The organism is Mailhella sp., from assembly GCF_057866825.1.
The window spans coordinates 7,842-25,371 of sequence record NZ_DBMAHT010000023.1 but is presented as its reverse complement, the minus strand read 5'-3'; the positions used below and the strand labels follow the sequence as shown (position 1 = coordinate 25,371).

Here is a 17,530-nt window from a genome sequence, read left to right as displayed (position 1 = left end):
AACCTGTGGGGAGAGCTCCGGCACGCCCTCCGGCGACAGGCGCTTTGCGCCGGCTTCCCTGGCTCCGGTCGGCTGCTGCGCTGCCTCCCGGAAGGCGGGCCCGGTGTTTTCCCTTGAAAACCGTTTGAGGCGAGAAGGCCGTTTCTTTCGGAAAAGGGCTCGACCGTCGACCGCGGATTTCGGAGCAGTCGAGAGCCGCCCGCATCTGCTGCGCCCCCGGAGCCCTTCGTTTTTTGAGGCGGCGGGGTACGAAAAGGATTCATCGTTATTTTTGAATTGGTACAAAAAAATATTATCCTATCTTTCCTTTTGAAAAAATTGGAGAAAATATTTCCGAACACAAAAATGCACGGGAGGAAGACCGACGAAAAACAGGATTGTGCCAAAACGTTATTGTATCAATGAGCTAGTCGGCGTTTTGACGAAGATGTCAGTTATTTTGCCGCGTTGAATTATTTTTGGGAGAGCTGGCACGGTTTATGCATCGTCAAGAACAGAATCTGACGTTCTGGATGAAGGAGGAAATATCTATGAACGCTGCTGATACCGGTTTTGTTCTTATCAGCGCCATGCTGGTCATGCTTATGGTGCCGGCACTCGCTCTGTTCTACGGCGGACTCGTGGCCTCGCGCAACGTGCTTTCCACCACCATGCACAGCTTTGTTCTGCTCGGCGTAGGCGCGCTGCTCTGGCCTCTCGTGGGCTACACGCTGGCCTTCGGTCCTGATATTCACGGCCTTATCGGCGGTCTTGAAAACATCATGCTCTTCGGCGTGGGCAAGGAACCTCTCAACGGCGGCTCCATTCCGGCGCTTGCCTTCATGGCCTTCCAGTGCATGTTCGCCGCGCTCACTCCCGCGCTCATTTCCGGCGCGTACGCCGAACGCATTCACTTTCAGGCCATGCTGCTCTTCTCCACGCTGTGGCTGATCGTTGTGTACTGCCCCATGGCCCACTGGGTGTGGGGCGGCGGCTGGCTCATGCAGATGGGCGCTCTTGACTTCGCCGGCGGCGCGGTGGTGCATATGAGCTCCGGTTCGGCCGCTCTTGCCGCCGCCATCGTGCTCGGCAAGCGTTCCACCATGGGCCGCAGAGCCGGTCTGCCTCACAACATTCCCATGACCGTGCTCGGCGCGGGACTGCTCTGGTTCGGCTGGTTCGGCTTCAACGCGGGCAGCGCGCTCGCGGCCAACGGCCTTGCCGCCAACGCTCTGGTCACCACGCATCTTTCCGCCGGCTGCGCCATCCTCGGCTGGCTCGCCGTGGAACGCTGGCACACCGGTCACTTCACCGTGCTCGGCGCGGCTTCCGGCGCAGTGGCGGGCCTTGTGGCCATCACTCCCGGCGCAGGCTTCGTGGAACCCTGGGCGGCCATCATCATCGGTTTGCTCGGCGGCGCGGTCTGCTACGGCGGTATTTTCCTCAAGAGACTTTTCAACTATGATGACGCTCTCGACGTCGTGGGCATTCACGGCGTGGGCGGCGTTCTCGGCGCACTGCTTACGGGTGTGTTCGCCTGTGCCGAAGTCAACGGCGTGGACGGACTTCTGTACGGCAATCCGTATCAGCTCTGGGTGCAGTTCGTGTCCGTCATCGCCACGGTGGGCTTCTGCTTCCCGGTCAGCTACGTGCTGCTCAAGCTCACCGACATGCTTGTCGGCCTGCGCGTGCCGCTGGACAAGGAAGTGACGGGTCTCGACATTTCGGAACATTCCGAATCCGGCTACCAGATATAACTACCGACTGATGAGGATACTGTCATGCAGAAAGAAAATTCCCTGAAAAAGTTGCAGGTTATTCTTAGACTGGAAACCGTGGACCGCGTGAAGGAAGCCCTGAGCTCCATAGGCATAGGCGGCGCCACGCTCATGGAAGTGCGCGGATTCGGACGTCAGCGCGGCCATACCGAAATTTATCGTTCGCAGCGCATGGAAGTGGACTTCCGCTCCAAAATGATGCTGGAAATCGTGATGGAAGAGGAAAAGGTGGACGACGCCGTCAAGATCATTCTGGAACACGCCCGCACCGGGGCCGTCGGCGACGGCAAGATATTCATTCTGCCCGTGGACAACGTCATACGCATCCGCACGGGCGAGTCGGGCAAGGCAGCGCTGTAGCAATTTTCCGACGTAAACGGGAACGGAAAACGGAAAAAGAAAGGACCTGAGTCCTCTTCTGGAAGACGCGCGGAGACGGAAGTCGCCGCGCGTCTTTTGCGCGCTTCGGAGGACGACCGGAAGCGTTCCGGCCGAAGCGGCGGACGCCGGAAGCGGACGGACCGCAAGGCCCGTCCGCCGATGGGGAATGGGGAGGTTCCCCGTTGCTGCCGCGCTGTCCGGCACGGCGCGGCAGGCGTGAGCTAGAAGAGCACGGGACCGAGAATCATGGTGACTATGGCGGTGGAAAGGTAGGCCCCTATGATGGCGATGGGCGCGGTCTTCCAGATGACGGCGGTATTGCTCCATTCGTTGCCGTGCAGCAGGGCGGCGCTGGCGCTGGCGGCGGGGGTGAGGAAGGCGAAGTGCACGCACATGACCACCATGATGAGCGGAATTTCGGGAGCCATGCCCGTGGCCTGACTGAAGCTGTAGATGACGGGCATGAGCACCACGCCCACGGCGCCGTTGTTCATGACCTGCGTCAGCAGCATGGCGCCGAAGCCGATGATGAGGGCGAAGGTCATGGGAGAGCTTTCGCCGAAGAGCGGCATGATGAGTCCCATGAGGAAGTCGGTGATGCCGCTGTTGGGAGAGGCCATGCCTATGGTGAGCGGCTGCACGAAGGCGAGCAGCAGCACGATGCCCCAGGTGACGCCGGAATCGACCATGACCTTGAAGTTGAGCAGGGGCTTTCCGTCCACGCGGATGCAGGCCATGATGGTGACGAGCAGAATGACCACGCCGGTGTTGTCTATGGCCTTGAGGAAGCGGGTGAGGAAGAAGTCGGCGGGCAGGAAGCTCGGCGCGAGCAGCAAAAGCACCAGCATGAACAAAAAGACGAGAATGGTCTTCTGCACGTTGTTGAGGTTGAGCGCGCCTTCGCTGTCCAGATCGTCGGCTTTGAGGTCGCGCAGCCTGGACATGTCGGGCTTGAACACGTACTTGCCCATGAGAATGAAGAACAGCGAGCAGAGCACGCAGATGAAGCAGGCAATGATCATGTACTTCGCGTAGTCTATGCCGCTGCCGGACATGGTTTCATAGGCGCTGAACACGGTAAGCGCCACCTGCTTGAAGGGAATCATGGACTGGCCTATCTGGGTGGCGAACACGATGCCGAACACCATCATGGTGGGGTAGCCGTCGCCGCGCTTGTAGCCGCACACTTCGCACACGCCGTACAGAATGCTCCAGCCTATGAGCGCCGCGGGCGAGGCGCTGGTGAGCGCGCCGAGAATGAACATGGAGGCCAGAAACGTGAAGGTGAACAGCCACGGTTTTCCGCACACGCACTTTCTCGTGATGAACCAGAGCGAAATGAACTTGGAAAGGCCGTAGTAGTTGATGGTGGCGCAGAACACGAAGATGAAGAACATCATCTGCACGATGGGGTGGCCGAAGCTGTTGTTGAGCAGCTTTACCGGTGTCATGCCGCCGATGAGCATCATGGCCAGCAGTCCGGCGAGGCTGGGCCAGACGATTTCGATGAAAATCCATCCGTAGAGCACGCCGAGGAAGATGCCGACAAGATTCATGCCCAGGGGCGTGAGCGGGGCGAGAGGCGGAAGCTGACCTACGCCGAACATGATGATGAGGCAGACGGCGGTGTGAATGTAGTACGAAAGGGAGAGGGGGCGTTTGTGCGCGAGAGTTGTGGTGCTCATGCTTTTCCTCGAAAAAAGATGGGATATTTTTCACGCAGGATGCGCGGCAGAGGCGCGGCCGCCGGGGGACGGCCGCGCCGATATCGTTCCGCTGCGGACGGAACTAGCCTGCATGCCGGTGTTCAGGCCAGGTGAAGTTGTCCATGTAGTAGCGGTAGGGCTTGATGGGATATTCGTTGACGGGCACGGGCACGGTGTGCAGTTCGCGTCTGCCGTCCACCATTTTCTGTTCGATCCACTTGAGCCAGTGGGCGTTGTCCCGTTCGGGGAAGTCTTCGCGGAAGTGGCCCGCGCGCGATTCCTTGCGGGTGAGGGCGGCGGTGAGGCTGAGATCCGTGAGCAGAATGGTGGACTGCGCCTCGAAGAGCTTGGCCAGCTCGTGGGCGTCGCGGGCGCCCATGCGCGGAGCGAATTCCTCGCGCACTTCGGCCACGCGGTCGAGGCCGCGGGTGAGGCCCTGCCCCGTCTTCATGAGGGCGATGTCCGGGGCGCTCATCACTTCGCGCATGTCGGCAATGACGTCCTTGGGGGCTATGCCGTCTCTGCCCAGATACTTGAGCAGGCCGTTCACCTTGTCTTCGGCGTAGGCTCTGTCGAAGGCCACGGCGTCGTGTCCCTGCACGAAGTGCGCGGCGGCTTCGCCCGCGCAGTAGCCGGTGGTGGCGGTGATGCAGGTGGCCCAGCCGCCCATGTACACGCCGGGATCCGGGTTGCGCGCAAGGCCCGCGGCGTAGAGACCCTTCACGGCCGTGGAGCCGTCGAGGTCGGCCACAATGCCGCCGTAGGTGTGACGCACCTGCGGCATCCACTGGAGCTTCTGGGCAAAGAAGTCTATGCCCATGGCACGCAGCTTCTTGTCGTTGAGGCCCATCCATCCGGCGCGCGGACGCATGGTTTCCACGTCTTCGGGCTTCATCTGGCTGCAGTCGAACACGATGGGGCCGTTGCCCGCGCGCACTTCGCACACCATGCCGCGGGTGTTGTAGTGCGGATCGGCCTTGGCGCCGAACTTCGGCGAGTACTTGCGCATGAAGTCTTCGCCCTTGTTGTTGAGAAAGCGTGCGCCCTTGGGCAGCAGGCCGGTCTGACCTTCCCAGGCGAAATCCACGGGCACGTTCCACACCTTCCAGAATTCAAAGTTGCGCATGGCGCAGCCCGCGTTCCAGGCGATGCTCACGCCTTCGCTCGCCGGCGTGTTCTGATGGTAGGAAGGCTTCCAGCCGCCGGTGTTGGTGGCGAGCAGCACGGCGCGAGCCTTGATGAAGACCGGAACGCCGCTCTGCGCATGAAAGCCCACCGCGCCGGTGACGCGGTCGCCGTCTGTGATGACGTCGGTGATCACGGTGCGGCCGAGGCGGCGCACGCCGCGTTTTTCGCATTCCTGCTTGAGCAGACGGGCCTTTTCAATGCCGCCCATGCCGTAGGGATGATAATAGTAGTAGCGCATGTGATCGAGCGCGCGCTGGGGAATGAAGCACAGTTCGCCCTTGTCGTTGCGCACGAACTTGTGTCCCCAGTTTTCAAAGTCCATGAAGCGCTCGTAGGACTGGGTGAGAATCTGGCCGAGAATGCGCTGATCGGCCAGGCCGTCGTAGTAGTACACGAGGTCGTCGAGCAGGTCGTCGAGGTTCATGTCGGGCTGCTTGACGATCATGTCGCCGCCGGAAAGTCCGCCGAGTCCGCCCCAGTCGCGGGGGCCCTTGTCCACCACCAGCACGTCGTCAAGAAAGTCCTTGGCCCGCATGGCGGCCCACATGCCGCTGAAGCCGCAGCCGATGACGAGAAGGTCGGTCGTGTATTCGTATCCTCTGGTTTCTTTCATGATATCCTCCGGGTTCAGCTCTTGGCGACTTCAATCTGGTCAAGGGTTCGGGCAAAGCGTTCTTTGAAGGGATGAACGAAAATGGCACCGGAGGGGCAGTGGAGCTCGCAGTTGAAGCAGGTCATGCAGTCGTCGGTGTAGGTGATGCGGGATTTGCTGCCGCAGGTCATGCAGCGCAGCGCTTCGGCAAAGCAGGCTTCCATGTCCAGAGGCTTCGTGTGTTCCGCAAAGGGATGTTCCGGGTCCGCGGGAAGCGCGGCGCGTTCGTGCCGCACTTCGTGGCGGATGCCTTCGCCGGGTAGTTTGTCTTCGGGCACGCAGGGGCGATTTCTGCCGCGTTCGCCGGTGAGGTCCGCGCCTTTCAGCATGCGGTCGATGGAGCAGGCGCATTCACGGCCGCCCGCAATGGCGGCCACCACGGAGGCCGGGCCGGAAGCCGCGTCGCCCGCGGCGAAAATGCCCCATGCCGACGTGGCGAAGGTGATGTCGTTCACGACGATGCGGTTGCGTTCCACCGTTACCTCGCCGGCAAAGCCGCTCAGTTCCGGGGTCTGGCCGATGGCGAAAATGATGTGGGAGGCGGCAAGATGCAGCGTTGAGTCGGCGTCGAAGAGCGGGGCGAAGCGTCCTTCCTCATCTTTGAGGCGTGTGCAGGCGTGCAGCTCTATGCCGGAAACATGGCCGTCTTCGGTGAGAATGCGCGCCGGGCCGAAACCGCAGTGGAATTCCACGCCTTCGTTTTCGGCGTCCTTCTGATTGTGGGGATACGCGGGCATGGCGTCGCGGCTTTCAAGGCAGGCCATGTACACGCGATCCGCGCCGAGGCGCTTGGCGCTGATGGCCGCGTCCACGGCCACGTCGCCGCCGCCGATGACCACCACGTCGCCGGAAATTTCAGGTTTTTCATCGTCGCGGCAGGCGCGCAGAAAATCGAGTCCCCAGTGAACGCCTTCGGCGTCCGCGCCCTCGATGTCCACCTTCTTGGCGGCGCTTGCGCCGGGAGCGAGCATGACGGCCTTGAAGCCGCGCTTTTTCAGATCGGCGAGGCTGACGTCGGCGTTGTCGCCCACGAGGGTGTTGCAGCAGAACGTCACGCCCAGGCGTTCCAGGCGTTCAATCTGCCCCGTGACCACGGCGTCGGGCAGGCGATAGGCGGGAATGCCGTAGCGCAGCATGCCGCCGGGGAAGGGACGGGCTTCAAATACCGTGACGGGATAGCCCATGTTGGCCAGGAACCATGCACAGGACAGTCCGGCGGGGCCGGAGCCCACCACGGCCACCTTGGTGATGTGACGCTGCACCTTTTCCTTCTGCGGAAGCGTCATGCCGCGGTCGCCGAGCACCTGTTCGATGGCGTTGATGTTCACGGCCTGATCCACCTTGGCGCGGGAGCACCTGGATTCGCAGGGATGGAAGCAGACGCGTCCGGTGATGGCCGGGAAGGGGTTGGCATTCAGGAAGTTTTCCGCCGCCTCGTCGAGCCTGCCCTGCTGGATGAGGTAGTTGTTCCTGCGGATGTCCACGCCGGCGGGACAGGCTGCCATGCAGGGGGAAAGCTCTTCCTGCTGCGTGTCAAGACGGAAAACGTCGAGCGGGCATGTTTTGGTGCATGTGCCGCATCCGGTACAGGCTGCGGGGTCGATACTCTGAATCATGGAATCTCCTTGGCGGGTTGCAATGCAGGACCGATGGTTGTTTCAGATGAATTGCCCCTTATGTAGCAAGAAGCGTGCCATGATTATAATATGTTTTATTTATTGGTATTTGTTGTTTTTTGGCCTTTGTAATGCAAGCGTGTTTCGTATTTAAAAAACACAAAACGTCTTATTGCTGTGCGTAAAAAATACAGTTACGATGAGCGGGCCTGCGTCTGTGCGCAGGGCTTGTCGGTACAGGAGAAGGAGCATGCGGCAGCAGAAGACGGACTGGGAAAACAGCACGGAAACGGGAGCGTTTCTGCGGGAACTTTTCGGAAGGCACTGGCGCCCTGAAATGCTGGTGAAACTGGCCGGACTCGAACTTTCGGCCGCAGGACGCGGCTGCTTTGCGCCGGCCGGAGAAGAAGCGGCGGAGTGGCAGGCGCTGGATGTGCTGCTGGCAAGGCACGAAGACGCGGCCGCGCGTCTGCGCTCTCTTGTCGGAACCTCTCCCTTCGAGCGCTTTTTGCGCAGCCTTGCCGAAGGGGACGAGCTGGGAGCTCTGGAAGCGTTTCTGGAGCAGGGCGAGCAGCGCATCCGTGCGCTTTCCACGGACGACATGCGGGCCATGCTCATGTTCGCGCTGGAGAGGCTGCGGAATCTTTCTCCTTCCACGCTTTTGCAGATAAAGCGTTTTCTCGGACTGTGCCGGGAGCTCAATCTGTTCATCGTGTGTTCGGGCATCTTCATTCCCGGGCTTCCTCAGTTTTTCTTTCAGGCGCGGGATATGGCGCTCGGCACCGGAGACATGGGAGAGACGGCGCTGATGGATCTGCTCATAGGCTCGCTCAACGTGTGCAATATTCCCGAGCACAACAGCGCGTATTTTCATGAAATCATGGCCCGGGGCAGGGCGGAGCTCGACACGGTGAAGGATCCTGTTCTTGTGGAGACGGCCGTGCCCTATCTCGGCATTTTCGCCTTTTTGGAAGGCGACTACGAACAGGCCATGAATTTCTTCTCCCGGGCCAGCCGGAAAATGCGCATTCAGCGCCGCCGCTACTTTGAAATGTTCTATGCCCGGCACTGGGGATTTGCGGCGGCCAACCGCGGGGATTTCGATCTGGCGGTGAGGCTTCTGCTCACGAGACTCCGGCAGGCCGAAGTGAGCAGCGACTCCTCGCTTTCGCGCAACATGCGCAGTCAGCTTGCCTTCGTGTATCTGCGCATGGGCAGGAGCGAAAAGGCGCTGGAACAGCTGGACATGGCTCTTACCGGCATAACGAAGAAGACCGACATTGCCAGCGCCGTGACCACGCTGCGTCACCTGGCCTGCTATCACATGTTTTCCGGGCACATTGAGGCGGCCTACAAGGTGCTGCTGCCCGCCCTGCGCAAGGCCGAGGCGCAGGGATATCAGCGGCCGGTGTATCTCAACGGCGTTTTCCTCGAACTGCTGGCCTGCATGCACGAAAAGGGCCTGCCGCCTCTGCCGTGCTATTCCTTTGAAGAGGAGCTGGCCCGCTGCCTTTCGGGGCCGAACCGTCTGCTGCGCGGGGTGGCCTTCCGCGTGCAGGGGCGGCTGCTGGAACGGGCGGGAAAAAAGGCCGAGGCCGTGGAGGCCTACCGCAGGAGCATTGCCCTGCTGGACGCCATTCACAACACGCTCGGGGCGGATCAGACGCGTCTTTTTCTGGCTTCGCTGCTGCTGGATGAAAACGAGAAGGAGGCGGCGCTGCTCGTCAACGAAGCCTGGCGGTCCTACCGGTATCAGAAGGCGTTCTTCTGGTCCGACAGGCTGCTTCGGCTGGTGCCGTCGTATCTGAACGCGGGAGAAGAGAGCGTGGTTTCCGCCCACGCGCTGGTGGAAGCGTTTCGCGACAATTTTGCGCCCCGGCGTTCCGGACTGTCGTTTGAGGAGTTTTCCCGCATGCTGCTGACGGAGTCGGGGAGGCTGCTCGGCGCGTCGGAGGGCTGGCTGTATCATCGTTCTCAGCCTTCCGCGCCGCTGCGTCTTGTGGAAAAAAACGGCTCTGCGCTTGAGAGTTTTCTGGGGGCCGCCACGGTGGAGGAAATGGCGGAACTCGTGGCGGAAGGGGAACCGGTCATTCTGGACAGCGTGACGGACGGCGAGAAGCGGGGCATGTTTGTCGGGCTGCCGCTGGACTGCCGACCCTACGGATTATACGTGCTCTGCCTTGCGGGCACGTTTCCCGAAAAGCTGAGGGCTGTGCTGGACGAAACGCTTCTGCGCGACATAGCCCGGGTGCTTACCTGGCCGTGCATGCTCACGCTGGAAACGGAACGCCGCACGCAGAGCGTTTCCGCCCCGGGCGAGAGCTCTCAGGAAATGATATGGGTTTCCTCGACGATGCGGAATTTTCTGGCGGACGTGGACAACGCGGCGGGCACGGATGCGGCGGTTCTGCTCAACGGCGAGTCCGGCGTGGGCAAGGAAATGCTGGCCCGGCGCATTCATGAGCGGAGCGGCAGAAGCGGCCGTCTGGTGACCATCAACATGGCGAGCCTGCAGGACGAGCTTTTTGAAAGCGAGTTCTTCGGGCATGAAAAGGGCGCCTTCACCGGAGCCATGAACAGCAAGCTTGGACTGGTGGAACTTGCCGAGAACGGCACGCTTTTTCTGGACGAGCTGACGGAGGCGAGTCCCAGGGTGCAGGCCAAGCTGCTGCGGGTGCTGCAGGAGCGGAGTTTTCTGCGGGTGGGCGGCACAAGGTCCATACGCATCAATTTCCGGCTGGTGGCCGCCACCAACCGCAACATCGGCGAGGCCGTGCGCACGGGTGCGTTCCGTGCCGATCTCTATTACCGGGTGGCGGTCATTTGTCTCCATATTCCGCCGCTGCGGGAGCGGCGTCAGGACATTCTTCCTCTGGCCCGCTACTATCTGCATCATTTTGCCCACAGGCACGGCCGCGACGTGGTGCAGGACTTTTCCGAAGCCAACTGCCGTCTGCTCGAACAGTGGCCGTGGCCGGGCAACATCCGCGAGCTGCGCAACGTGGTCGAGCAGTCCGTCATTCTCAGCGGCGGCCGCACGCTCGCCTTTCAGGAGGGCTTCTATGAAGCGCCCGTCAGAAGCGCAGCCTCCGGCGGTCGCAACGAACCTCCGGCGGCGGAGCGGGAAGAGCCCGTCTGTTCCGTGGAGGAGGCGGAAAAGCGATGCATTCTCGCCGCGCTTCGTCGGACGGGCTGGCGCATCGACGGCCGGTACGGAGCTCTGGCCGTTTTGAAGATAAGCCGCTCCGCACTGTACGCGAAAATGCGCAAGTACGGCCTTTCCCGGGAAGACGACGCGCGGCAGGACGCTTCCGGCTTGGAGTGACGAACGCTTTTCGATGCCGATGGGCGGGAAGCCTTTCGATGCTTTTGCCGCGATATTCTGCAGCAGAGCGCGGGAGAGGGGAAATGCTGTTCGTTTTTTGGATCGCGAAGGAGAACGTTTTTGTAAATAAGGCGTCGTTCGACACTGTTTTGCGTTGCGTGTGAAGGTATGGGGCTCTCTGGGGAAAACATAAACGTATCGCAGCGAAATAGCGTAAAATGTTGTTGAGCTCCGCGGCTGCGTCATGTATTCTCGAACAAGCGGCCCGGCGTCTTTCCGCATTTTTTCGGACGGAAGCGTCTGTCGCTCTCACCATGGAGAACAGTATGAAAACTCTGCAATGCGATGTCGTTGTCGTGGGCGGCGGTCCGGCCGGAACCTTCGCCGCCGTGAAGGCGGCGGAAAACGGCGCCGACGTCATTCTTCTGGACAAGGGCTATGTGGGCAAGAGCGGCTGCGGCACGTTCGGCGCCGGCTCGTTCAAGGCCTATCTCAAGGAAGAGGACTCCCTCGACCTGTGGTACGGCAAGGCCGTGGAAGAAGGCTTCTATATCAATGATCAGGACTGGCTGAAAAAGCATTTCGACACCATCGGCGACAGGGTGAAGGAACTGGAATCCTGGGGCGTGGTGTTTGAAAAGAACGAAGACGGCACCTATCGCCGCATTGAAGGACAGGGTTCTTCTGATCAGCGCCCCATCAAGACGCTCATGTTCCACGGGCCGCAGTTCATGGAAGTCATGCGCAGAGTCTGCAAGGAAAAGGGCGTGACCATCGTGGATCGCGTCATGGTGGACGCGCTGCTCCATGAAAAAGGCAACGACCGTGTCATCCGCGGCGTGGTGGGATTCCACGGCGTGACCGGCGAAGTGTACGTGGTCAAGGCCAGGGCCGTGGTGCTCACCACCGGCGCGCAGGCCTACAAGTCGCACTACGCCGATCTGCACATGGAAACGGGCGACGCGCACATCATGGGCCTTGAAGCCGGTGCGGCGCTCGCCAACTACGAATTCAACTGCCATCAGCTCACGCACGGCAACTTCGCCACGCACGGCATGAACGTTTCGCAGGGGCTCGGCGCCAAGTTCGTCAACGCCCTCGGCGAGGACTTCACTGCAAAATACGACCCGGAATACGCCTCTCACGGCAACCTGTGGCGCATTTCCGCTTCCATGGCCCTGGAAGTGCATTTCGGCCGCGGCCCGCTCTATTTCGATTATTCCTCCTTCACGCCCAAGGACTGGGAACTCTTTGAACGCACGCTGCCGCTCATGTACCGCTCCTACGAACAGGCGGGCTACGTGGACAAGAACCGCAAGGTTATTCAGGGCAAGCTGAGCTGGGTTTCCGCGCTCATAGGCAACGTGGGCTTCGGCGGCGGCCTGTACATTGACCTCGACGGCCGCACCACGCTGGAAGGCCTGTACGCCGCGGGCGACGCCACGTTCGGCCCCACCTCGGGCGTGGAGGGCTTCTGCGCCTACGCCATGCCTGCGGCGTCCACCACGGGCGCGGTGGTCGGCGAATCCAGCGCGAAATACGCCCGCACCGTGGGCGAACCGGACGTGGATGAGAAGGAAATCGAGCAGGTGGTGGAAAAACTCACCACGCCGCTCAGACATCCGCAGGGCGTGGATCCTTCCCATGTGGTCATCGCCGTGCAGGAGGCGCTCTTCCCCTACGACGTGTACATTCTGCGCACCGAAGAAAAGATGCTCGCCGCGCTGAACCGCATTCGGGAAATCAAGAAGTACGACGTGCCCCGCCTGTGCGCCCTCGACGCGCACGGTCTGCGCTTTGCCCTGGAGGCGCGCAACATGGTGCTGAGCGCGGAAGTCATGCTTACCGCCGCCCTGTACCGCAAGGAAAGCCGCGGCTCGCATCTGCGCCTCGACTACCCGGAAATCGACAACGAGAACTGGCTGAAATGGATTCTCGTGGAACAGCAGAACGGCGAACTTGCGCTCCGCACGAAGGATATTCCCATCGACCGCTATCCGCTGCGTCCCGAGCACAAGCGCGAACTTCACGCCTCCATTGCCGCGGCCAGAAAACTTGGGGAGAACATCTAATGGGCATCCGTCATATCGATTACGACAAGTGCGTCCGCTGCCTGCGCTGCGTCACCTACTGCCCGCAGGACGTCTTGCGGGCCGACGAGGACAAGCATCCGTACATCGCCTATCTTCAGGACTGCCAGTCCTGTTTTCTGTGTGAAAAATACTGTCCGGCAGGGGCCATCGCCGTTTCCGCAGACCGGGAACGTCGGCCCATTCTGCCCTGGAAGATCTGATGGTGCGGCCGCCCTCCGGGGCGGCCTGCCGTTTGCAAACGCATCGGAACAACGCGGGAGATTCGCTCATGATTGCCAATATGCCCACTTCAACCTTTCTTCTCTACATCGGCGCGTTTCTGGTGCAGTTTGTGTTCGTCATAGGCTACGGCATCTGGTGGTGCCTTCAGGGCAGAACCCGCCCCGACAATAAGAAAAAGAGGAATTAGAAGGGGCGCGCCATGATGATTGCCATACTCGTCGTCTATTTCGGACTCATGTTGTTCATAGGCTACCTCGCCTCCCGCAAGGTGAGGGATTCGAGAGACTACTTTCTCGGCGGCAAGGGCTTCGGGCCGTGGTTCACGGCCTTCAAGTTCGCGGCCACCTGGGAGAGCGGCGTCAAGCTCGTGGGCAGCCCCGGCATGGCCTGGAATGCGGGCTGGTCTTCGCTCGCCATGGGCATAGGCACGCCGCTGTGCTATTTCTTTTCCTTCCGCGTGTTCGGGCAGCGCCTCAAGCTGGCCTTCGATCATTTCAACGTGCTCACCCTGCCGCAGATGCTGGAAAAGCGCTATAAAAGCCGCGCCATCCGCGTGGTGGCGGCCGTGGCCATCCTCATAGGCCTCGGCGGCTCGCTCGTGGCGCAGTTCAAGGCCACGGGAGAAATCTTTTCCACCATTCTCGGTCTGGACTATCTTTCGGGGCTGTTCATCGGCGCGGTCGTCGTGGGCGTGTACTGCGTCATGGGCGGCTATCTCGCCTCGGTGTGGACGGACTTCATTCAGGGCATCATCATGGTGCTCGGCTCCATCGCCATCTTCACGGCCACGGCCCAGGCGGCCTTCGGCGGCGTGTCGGGGGATCTGCTCTCCCAGCTCAACGCCGCGCTCGGCTCCATTGATCCCAATCTGCTCGACGTCACGGGCGGCGGAAAAATGAGCTGGTCCAATCTGTTCATCATTCTCGCCATCACCATGCTCGTAGGCATTGCCATGCCTCAGCAGAGCGTGGCCATCTTTTCCATGCGCGACGTGCGCACCGCACGCGTGGCCATGATCGTGTGCGTGGTGTTCTCCGCCATTCTCGCCTGGACGCTGGCCACCACCGGCATGATGAGTCACATGGTGCTCGCGCCCGGCGAGGTGAAGAATCCCGACATGGTCATTCCGCTGCTCATTCCCAAGGTGCTTTCGCCCATTACGGGCGGCATCTATCTTGCCGCCGTGCTCGCCGCCATCATGTCCACGGTGAGCGGCTCCATCGTGGTGGCGGCCTCGTCGCTCACGGAAGACATCTTCAAGCTCGCCATTCCAGAGCGCTACACCCGGCATCCCATGTTCTACAACCGTCTGGGCGCCGCCGTGTTCGTGCTGCTGCCGCTGCTCTTTGCCGTCAAGCCGCCGACCATCATTTTCTGGATCGGCGTGTTCGCCTTCGGTTTTCTGGTGTTCACCTTCCTCATGCCCATGATCGGCGTCATCCTCATTCCCGGCGCCTCCAAACAGGCCGCGCTGGCGCAGATGGTGAGCATCATGATCATCATTCCCGTATGGACCATCTGGCTGCAGAAGCCTACGGGCATTCCCGCGCTTCTGGTGGGGCTGATCGGCGCGCCGCTTATCTTCTTTGCCGTCAACGCCGTGTTCAAAAAGAGCGAGCTCGATCCGGACATCCGGGAGCTGTGGGAAAAGTTCCGTCAGCTCTGATCGTTCAGGGGCTTTTCGGCTGTTTCGTCGGAAGGCCCCTGCAATGTTTTCAGCGGAGTTTCGGTTTGTTTGCCGCTCTGCCTGAAGCGGTCCCGTAGCCTTGAACGACGGGCGCTCGAAACAGGCGCTTTCCGTATTTTTCTTGATTTGGTCGAGCCGCATGTTCGGCTTGCTGGTGACTCATGGACACGACGACGCTGACGCTGAACTCTTCCGGCCTTGCGTGGGACGCGGAGGCGCTTTGTGCGCGGTATGCCTTTCTGCGCAAGAGAAGGGAGGAGGTTCGGCTCGATCTTCTGTATTACCCCTACCGGCTTTTTCATCTGCGGGGGCAGGCGAGCTGGCGCTTTTTCGGAAAAAGACCGCTGGAAATGCTGCTTGTGGTCGATGCGCGCACGGGCAAGTGCCTTCGGGTGTCGTCGTTTCCCGAAGTTTGCGAAGAGCGGATTGTTTTTGAGCACGGCGATGCGGAGCCTGCGTTTGCCCCCGCGCGCGTGGAAGCGGACGGGCAGGCTCTTGAAGTGTCTGCGCATGTTGCCGCAGCCGTTCTCGACGAGGCGGAGGCGGCGTCAAAGGCGGAGGCGTTTGCGATTGCCGCGTGGGGGCGACGCTGCAATCTTCCCCTTGGACCGCGCGCGGACATCCGGTGCTCGGAGTCCTCGTCCCGTCTGCTCTGCAAGCCGTTCTGGATCATGCGACCGAAGGAGCGTCCGGCCGAAGGAAAAATGTTCGTGTTCGACGCCACCACCGGCCTCGGCGGCGTTTCCGAATACTGGAATGTGGTCGAGTATGTGCTCGGCATGGAGCGACGGGAGGCGTCCTGACAAGAAGGCGGCTTCGTAAAACTGCGCGGGACGGCGGCGCGGAAAACGGAACGCGCGGAACGGGCGCGCAGGCTGCGGAAAGATGCGGCCTGCGCGGGAAGGCGCGACGCTTCGGCGCAGCTTTAGGAAACAAGGGGCGTGCGGCAACGCGCGGGGCTCTTTTTCACCGCGCCTACGTTGAGAAGGGTGTGCGGGTGTGATATCGGGGAGACATGGAGCGTCGGCGTTTTGTGCGGCAGGCGCGGCAAAGGAGAAATTGTTATGGCGACGAATACCATTTTTCCCCAGGACAAGAAGTGCGGAGCCTGCCGGTGGTGGGAAGGCAAGCGCGTTCCCGAGATTCATATGTTCAAGGGCGTTGTCAGAATCCGCTGCGATTCGGCCCCGGCCTACTGCCCCATACGCAAGATGAAGATGCTCTCCGGCGGTTCCTGCCCGCGCTTCAGCAAATGGGAAAAGCTCTGATGCCGCTGCCCTGAGGGCATGAGCTTGTTAAAAAAGAAAAGCCATGTAAAACACGGCTTTTCTTCGGAACGTCAAATTCTGGTGGGCGGTAAGGGACTCGAACCCCTGACAGTCGGTGTGTAAGACCGATACTCTACCAACTGAGCTAACCGCCCCCGCCGTTTTTTCTAGGGGAAGTGCCCTGTTCTGTCAAGCAAGGGATGCCCCGGCAGGGCGGTGCCTGCGGCGCAACCATGAGGGCGGATGAGCCGGAAAGAGCGGAGGAGCATTCGGCCGGAGGAGCTTCCGAACACGTTTCGGCGGCGTCTCTCTGTTCTGCGTTTCCGGCTCTGAAGGGGGAGAGTTCAAATGCTGTTTCTCCATGAATTGAGGAAGGCAGTCCCTGTTGTTTTTGCCGATATGCTGTTGAACAATGATATGTTGCGCCGAAATGACGTGTTCCCGATTCTTTTATGAAAAGTTTTATGCATGACTGCTGCAATTATATGCCATGGTATGACAGATGTTTTGTTCGTATTTACGAGTGGAATACAGGTGTGATTGCAGATGGGAGATGCCCGGTAAGGCACGTTGAAAAATATGGTCATGATGGTATGTTCCATGGCCGTATGGCATAGGTCTTCATCAGCCACCTTTACATGAGGTAGTCATGTTTTTTAAGGAAAAATCTGCGCCTTCCTCCGGGCGGATTGTCATCATCGGCGCAGGAGAAGTCGGCTTTCATACGACAAGGCGGCTTGCCGAGGAACAGCGGCAGGTCATTGTCATCGACCATGACGAAGCGCAGCTGCGCAAGATACAGGAAGCGTTTGACGTTCAGACGCTGACGGGCTCGGGGGCCAGCCCGCAGGTGCTGCAGGACGCCGGAATAGACAAGGCGGAGCTGGTTCTTGCGGTGACGAACTCCGACGAAGTGAACATCATGGCCTGCATGTTCGCCAGAGAACTGGCGCCCCAGGCCACGCGAGTGGCCCGCGTGCGCAATCCCGACTATCATCTTCTGCCGGGCTTTCTGGAAAAGAGCCTCGGGCTCAGTCTTCTGGTCAATCCCGAAGAGGAAATAGTCCGGTCCATATCCCGCCTCATCACCATGCCCGGTTCCGTGGAATATCACGAATTCGCCAATCGCCGCATTCGCATGACGGGCATGAAGGTGGACAGAGGCCCCCTCATCGATCTGCCGCTTTTCCGCTTTCGTGAAGTGATGCAGGAAGAGCGCGTCATGATAGGCGCGATTTACCGGGAGGACAGACTCATCATTCCTTCCGGCTCCGATGTCATACGGCAGGGTGACATCGTTCACTTCATCTACGAGCCTGCGGCGCTGCCTTCCATACTTCGCGCGCTGGAGCAGAAGCGCCGCCCCGTGCGCAGCGTGTGCATTTACGGCGCGGGACTCATAGGAACGGCGCTTGCGAGAAGTCTGGAGTCGATGAACGTGCAGGTCTGCCTGATTGCCGGAAATGCCGCGGAGTGCGAAAAGCTTTCCTCCAGCCTCGGATCCACGCTGATTCTGCACGGCGACGCCAGAGACCGCAGTCTCCTTGAAGAAGAGAAGATAGGCGAGATGGATGCCTTCGTCGCCGTTTCCGAGAACGAAGAGTCCAATATTCTTTCCTGCATGCTGGCCAAGAA

13 protein-coding genes and 1 tRNA gene are annotated in these 17,530 nt (G+C 60.5%); 10 read left to right on the top strand and 4 right to left on the bottom strand.

Annotated features, from left to right (window positions below):
* Positions 1–530 precede the first annotated feature (530 nt).
* Both ACZM96_RS04070 and ACZM96_RS04065 read left to right on the top strand, forming a co-directional pair.
* Positions 531–1,736 (top strand): ammonium transporter, encoded by a 1,206-nt coding sequence (locus ACZM96_RS04070; RefSeq protein ID WP_489487532.1) that lies wholly within the window; start codon positions 531–533, stop codon positions 1,734–1,736.
* 24 nt (positions 1,737–1,760) lie between these two features.
* Positions 1,761–2,117, top strand: a complete 357-nt coding sequence (locus tag ACZM96_RS04065) for a P-II family nitrogen regulator (protein ID WP_346665377.1) — start codon at positions 1,761–1,763, stop codon at positions 2,115–2,117.
* A gap of 242 nt (positions 2,118–2,359) precedes the next feature.
* Here ACZM96_RS04065 and ACZM96_RS04060 read toward each other — a convergent pair whose 3' ends face one another.
* The 3 genes from ACZM96_RS04060 to ACZM96_RS04050 all read right to left on the bottom strand — a co-directional run bounded on the left by ACZM96_RS04060 (position 2,360) and on the right by ACZM96_RS04050 (position 7,300).
* A complete protein-coding gene (locus ACZM96_RS04060; RefSeq protein WP_489487530.1) occupies positions 2,360–3,823 on the bottom strand; it encodes an SLC13 family permease in 1,464 nt (487 codons plus the stop codon).
* Positions 3,824–3,926: 103 nt separating this feature from the next.
* The gene (locus ACZM96_RS04055; protein WP_294483999.1) at positions 3,927–5,645 is read right to left on the bottom strand and encodes an FAD-dependent oxidoreductase; all 1,719 of its coding nucleotides are present in this window, start codon (positions 5,643–5,645) and stop codon (positions 3,927–3,929) included.
* Positions 5,646–5,659: 14 nt separating this feature from the next.
* Positions 5,660–7,300: an FAD-dependent oxidoreductase gene (locus ACZM96_RS04050; RefSeq protein ID WP_489487528.1), complete on the bottom strand. Its 1,641-nt coding sequence runs from the start codon at positions 7,298–7,300 to the stop codon at positions 5,660–5,662.
* Positions 7,301–7,550: 250 nt separating this feature from the next.
* Here ACZM96_RS04050 and ACZM96_RS04045 point away from each other — a divergent pair, with 250 nt between their 5' ends.
* The 7 genes from ACZM96_RS04045 to ACZM96_RS04015 all read left to right on the top strand — a co-directional run bounded on the left by ACZM96_RS04045 (position 7,551) and on the right by ACZM96_RS04015 (position 15,895).
* Positions 7,551–10,625 carry a sigma 54-interacting transcriptional regulator gene (locus ACZM96_RS04045; RefSeq protein ID WP_489487526.1) on the top strand — a complete coding sequence of 1,025 codons (3,075 nt, stop codon included), beginning with the start codon at positions 7,551–7,553 and terminating at the stop codon, positions 10,623–10,625.
* A gap of 326 nt (positions 10,626–10,951) precedes the next feature.
* A complete protein-coding gene (locus tag ACZM96_RS04040) occupies positions 10,952–12,697 on the top strand; it encodes an FAD-dependent oxidoreductase (RefSeq protein ID WP_489487525.1) in 1,746 nt (581 codons plus the stop codon).
* Entirely contained in the window at positions 12,697–12,918 is a 222-nt protein-coding gene (locus ACZM96_RS04035) for a 4Fe-4S binding protein (protein ID WP_346665371.1), read from the top strand. The genes ACZM96_RS04040 and ACZM96_RS04035 overlap by 1 nt, the downstream gene beginning before the upstream one ends.
* 68 nt (positions 12,919–12,986) lie before the next feature.
* Entirely contained in the window at positions 12,987–13,127 is a 141-nt protein-coding gene (locus tag ACZM96_RS04030; RefSeq protein WP_294483990.1) for a hypothetical protein, read from the top strand.
* A 12-nt stretch (positions 13,128–13,139) separates the two neighbouring features.
* On the top strand, positions 13,140–14,606 hold the full coding sequence (locus ACZM96_RS04025; RefSeq protein ID WP_489487523.1) for a sodium:solute symporter family transporter: 1,467 nt from the start codon (positions 13,140–13,142) through the stop codon (positions 14,604–14,606).
* A gap of 182 nt (positions 14,607–14,788) precedes the next feature.
* Positions 14,789–15,430 carry a hypothetical protein gene (locus tag ACZM96_RS04020; protein ID WP_489487521.1) on the top strand — a complete coding sequence of 214 codons (642 nt, stop codon included), beginning with the start codon at positions 14,789–14,791 and terminating at the stop codon, positions 15,428–15,430.
* Between the two features lie 261 nt (positions 15,431–15,691).
* Positions 15,692–15,895: a hypothetical protein gene (locus ACZM96_RS04015; RefSeq protein ID WP_489487520.1), complete on the top strand. Its 204-nt coding sequence runs from the start codon at positions 15,692–15,694 to the stop codon at positions 15,893–15,895.
* A gap of 79 nt (positions 15,896–15,974) precedes the next feature.
* Here ACZM96_RS04015 and ACZM96_RS04010 read toward each other — a convergent pair.
* Positions 15,975–16,050 (bottom strand) — tRNA-Val (locus ACZM96_RS04010).
* A gap of 494 nt (positions 16,051–16,544) precedes the next feature.
* On the opposite strand from ACZM96_RS04010, the gene trkA reads away from it, so the two are divergent.
* A partial coding sequence (gene trkA, locus ACZM96_RS04005; protein WP_489487519.1) for a Trk system potassium transporter TrkA occupies positions 16,545–17,530 on the top strand: 986 nt, incomplete at its 3' end.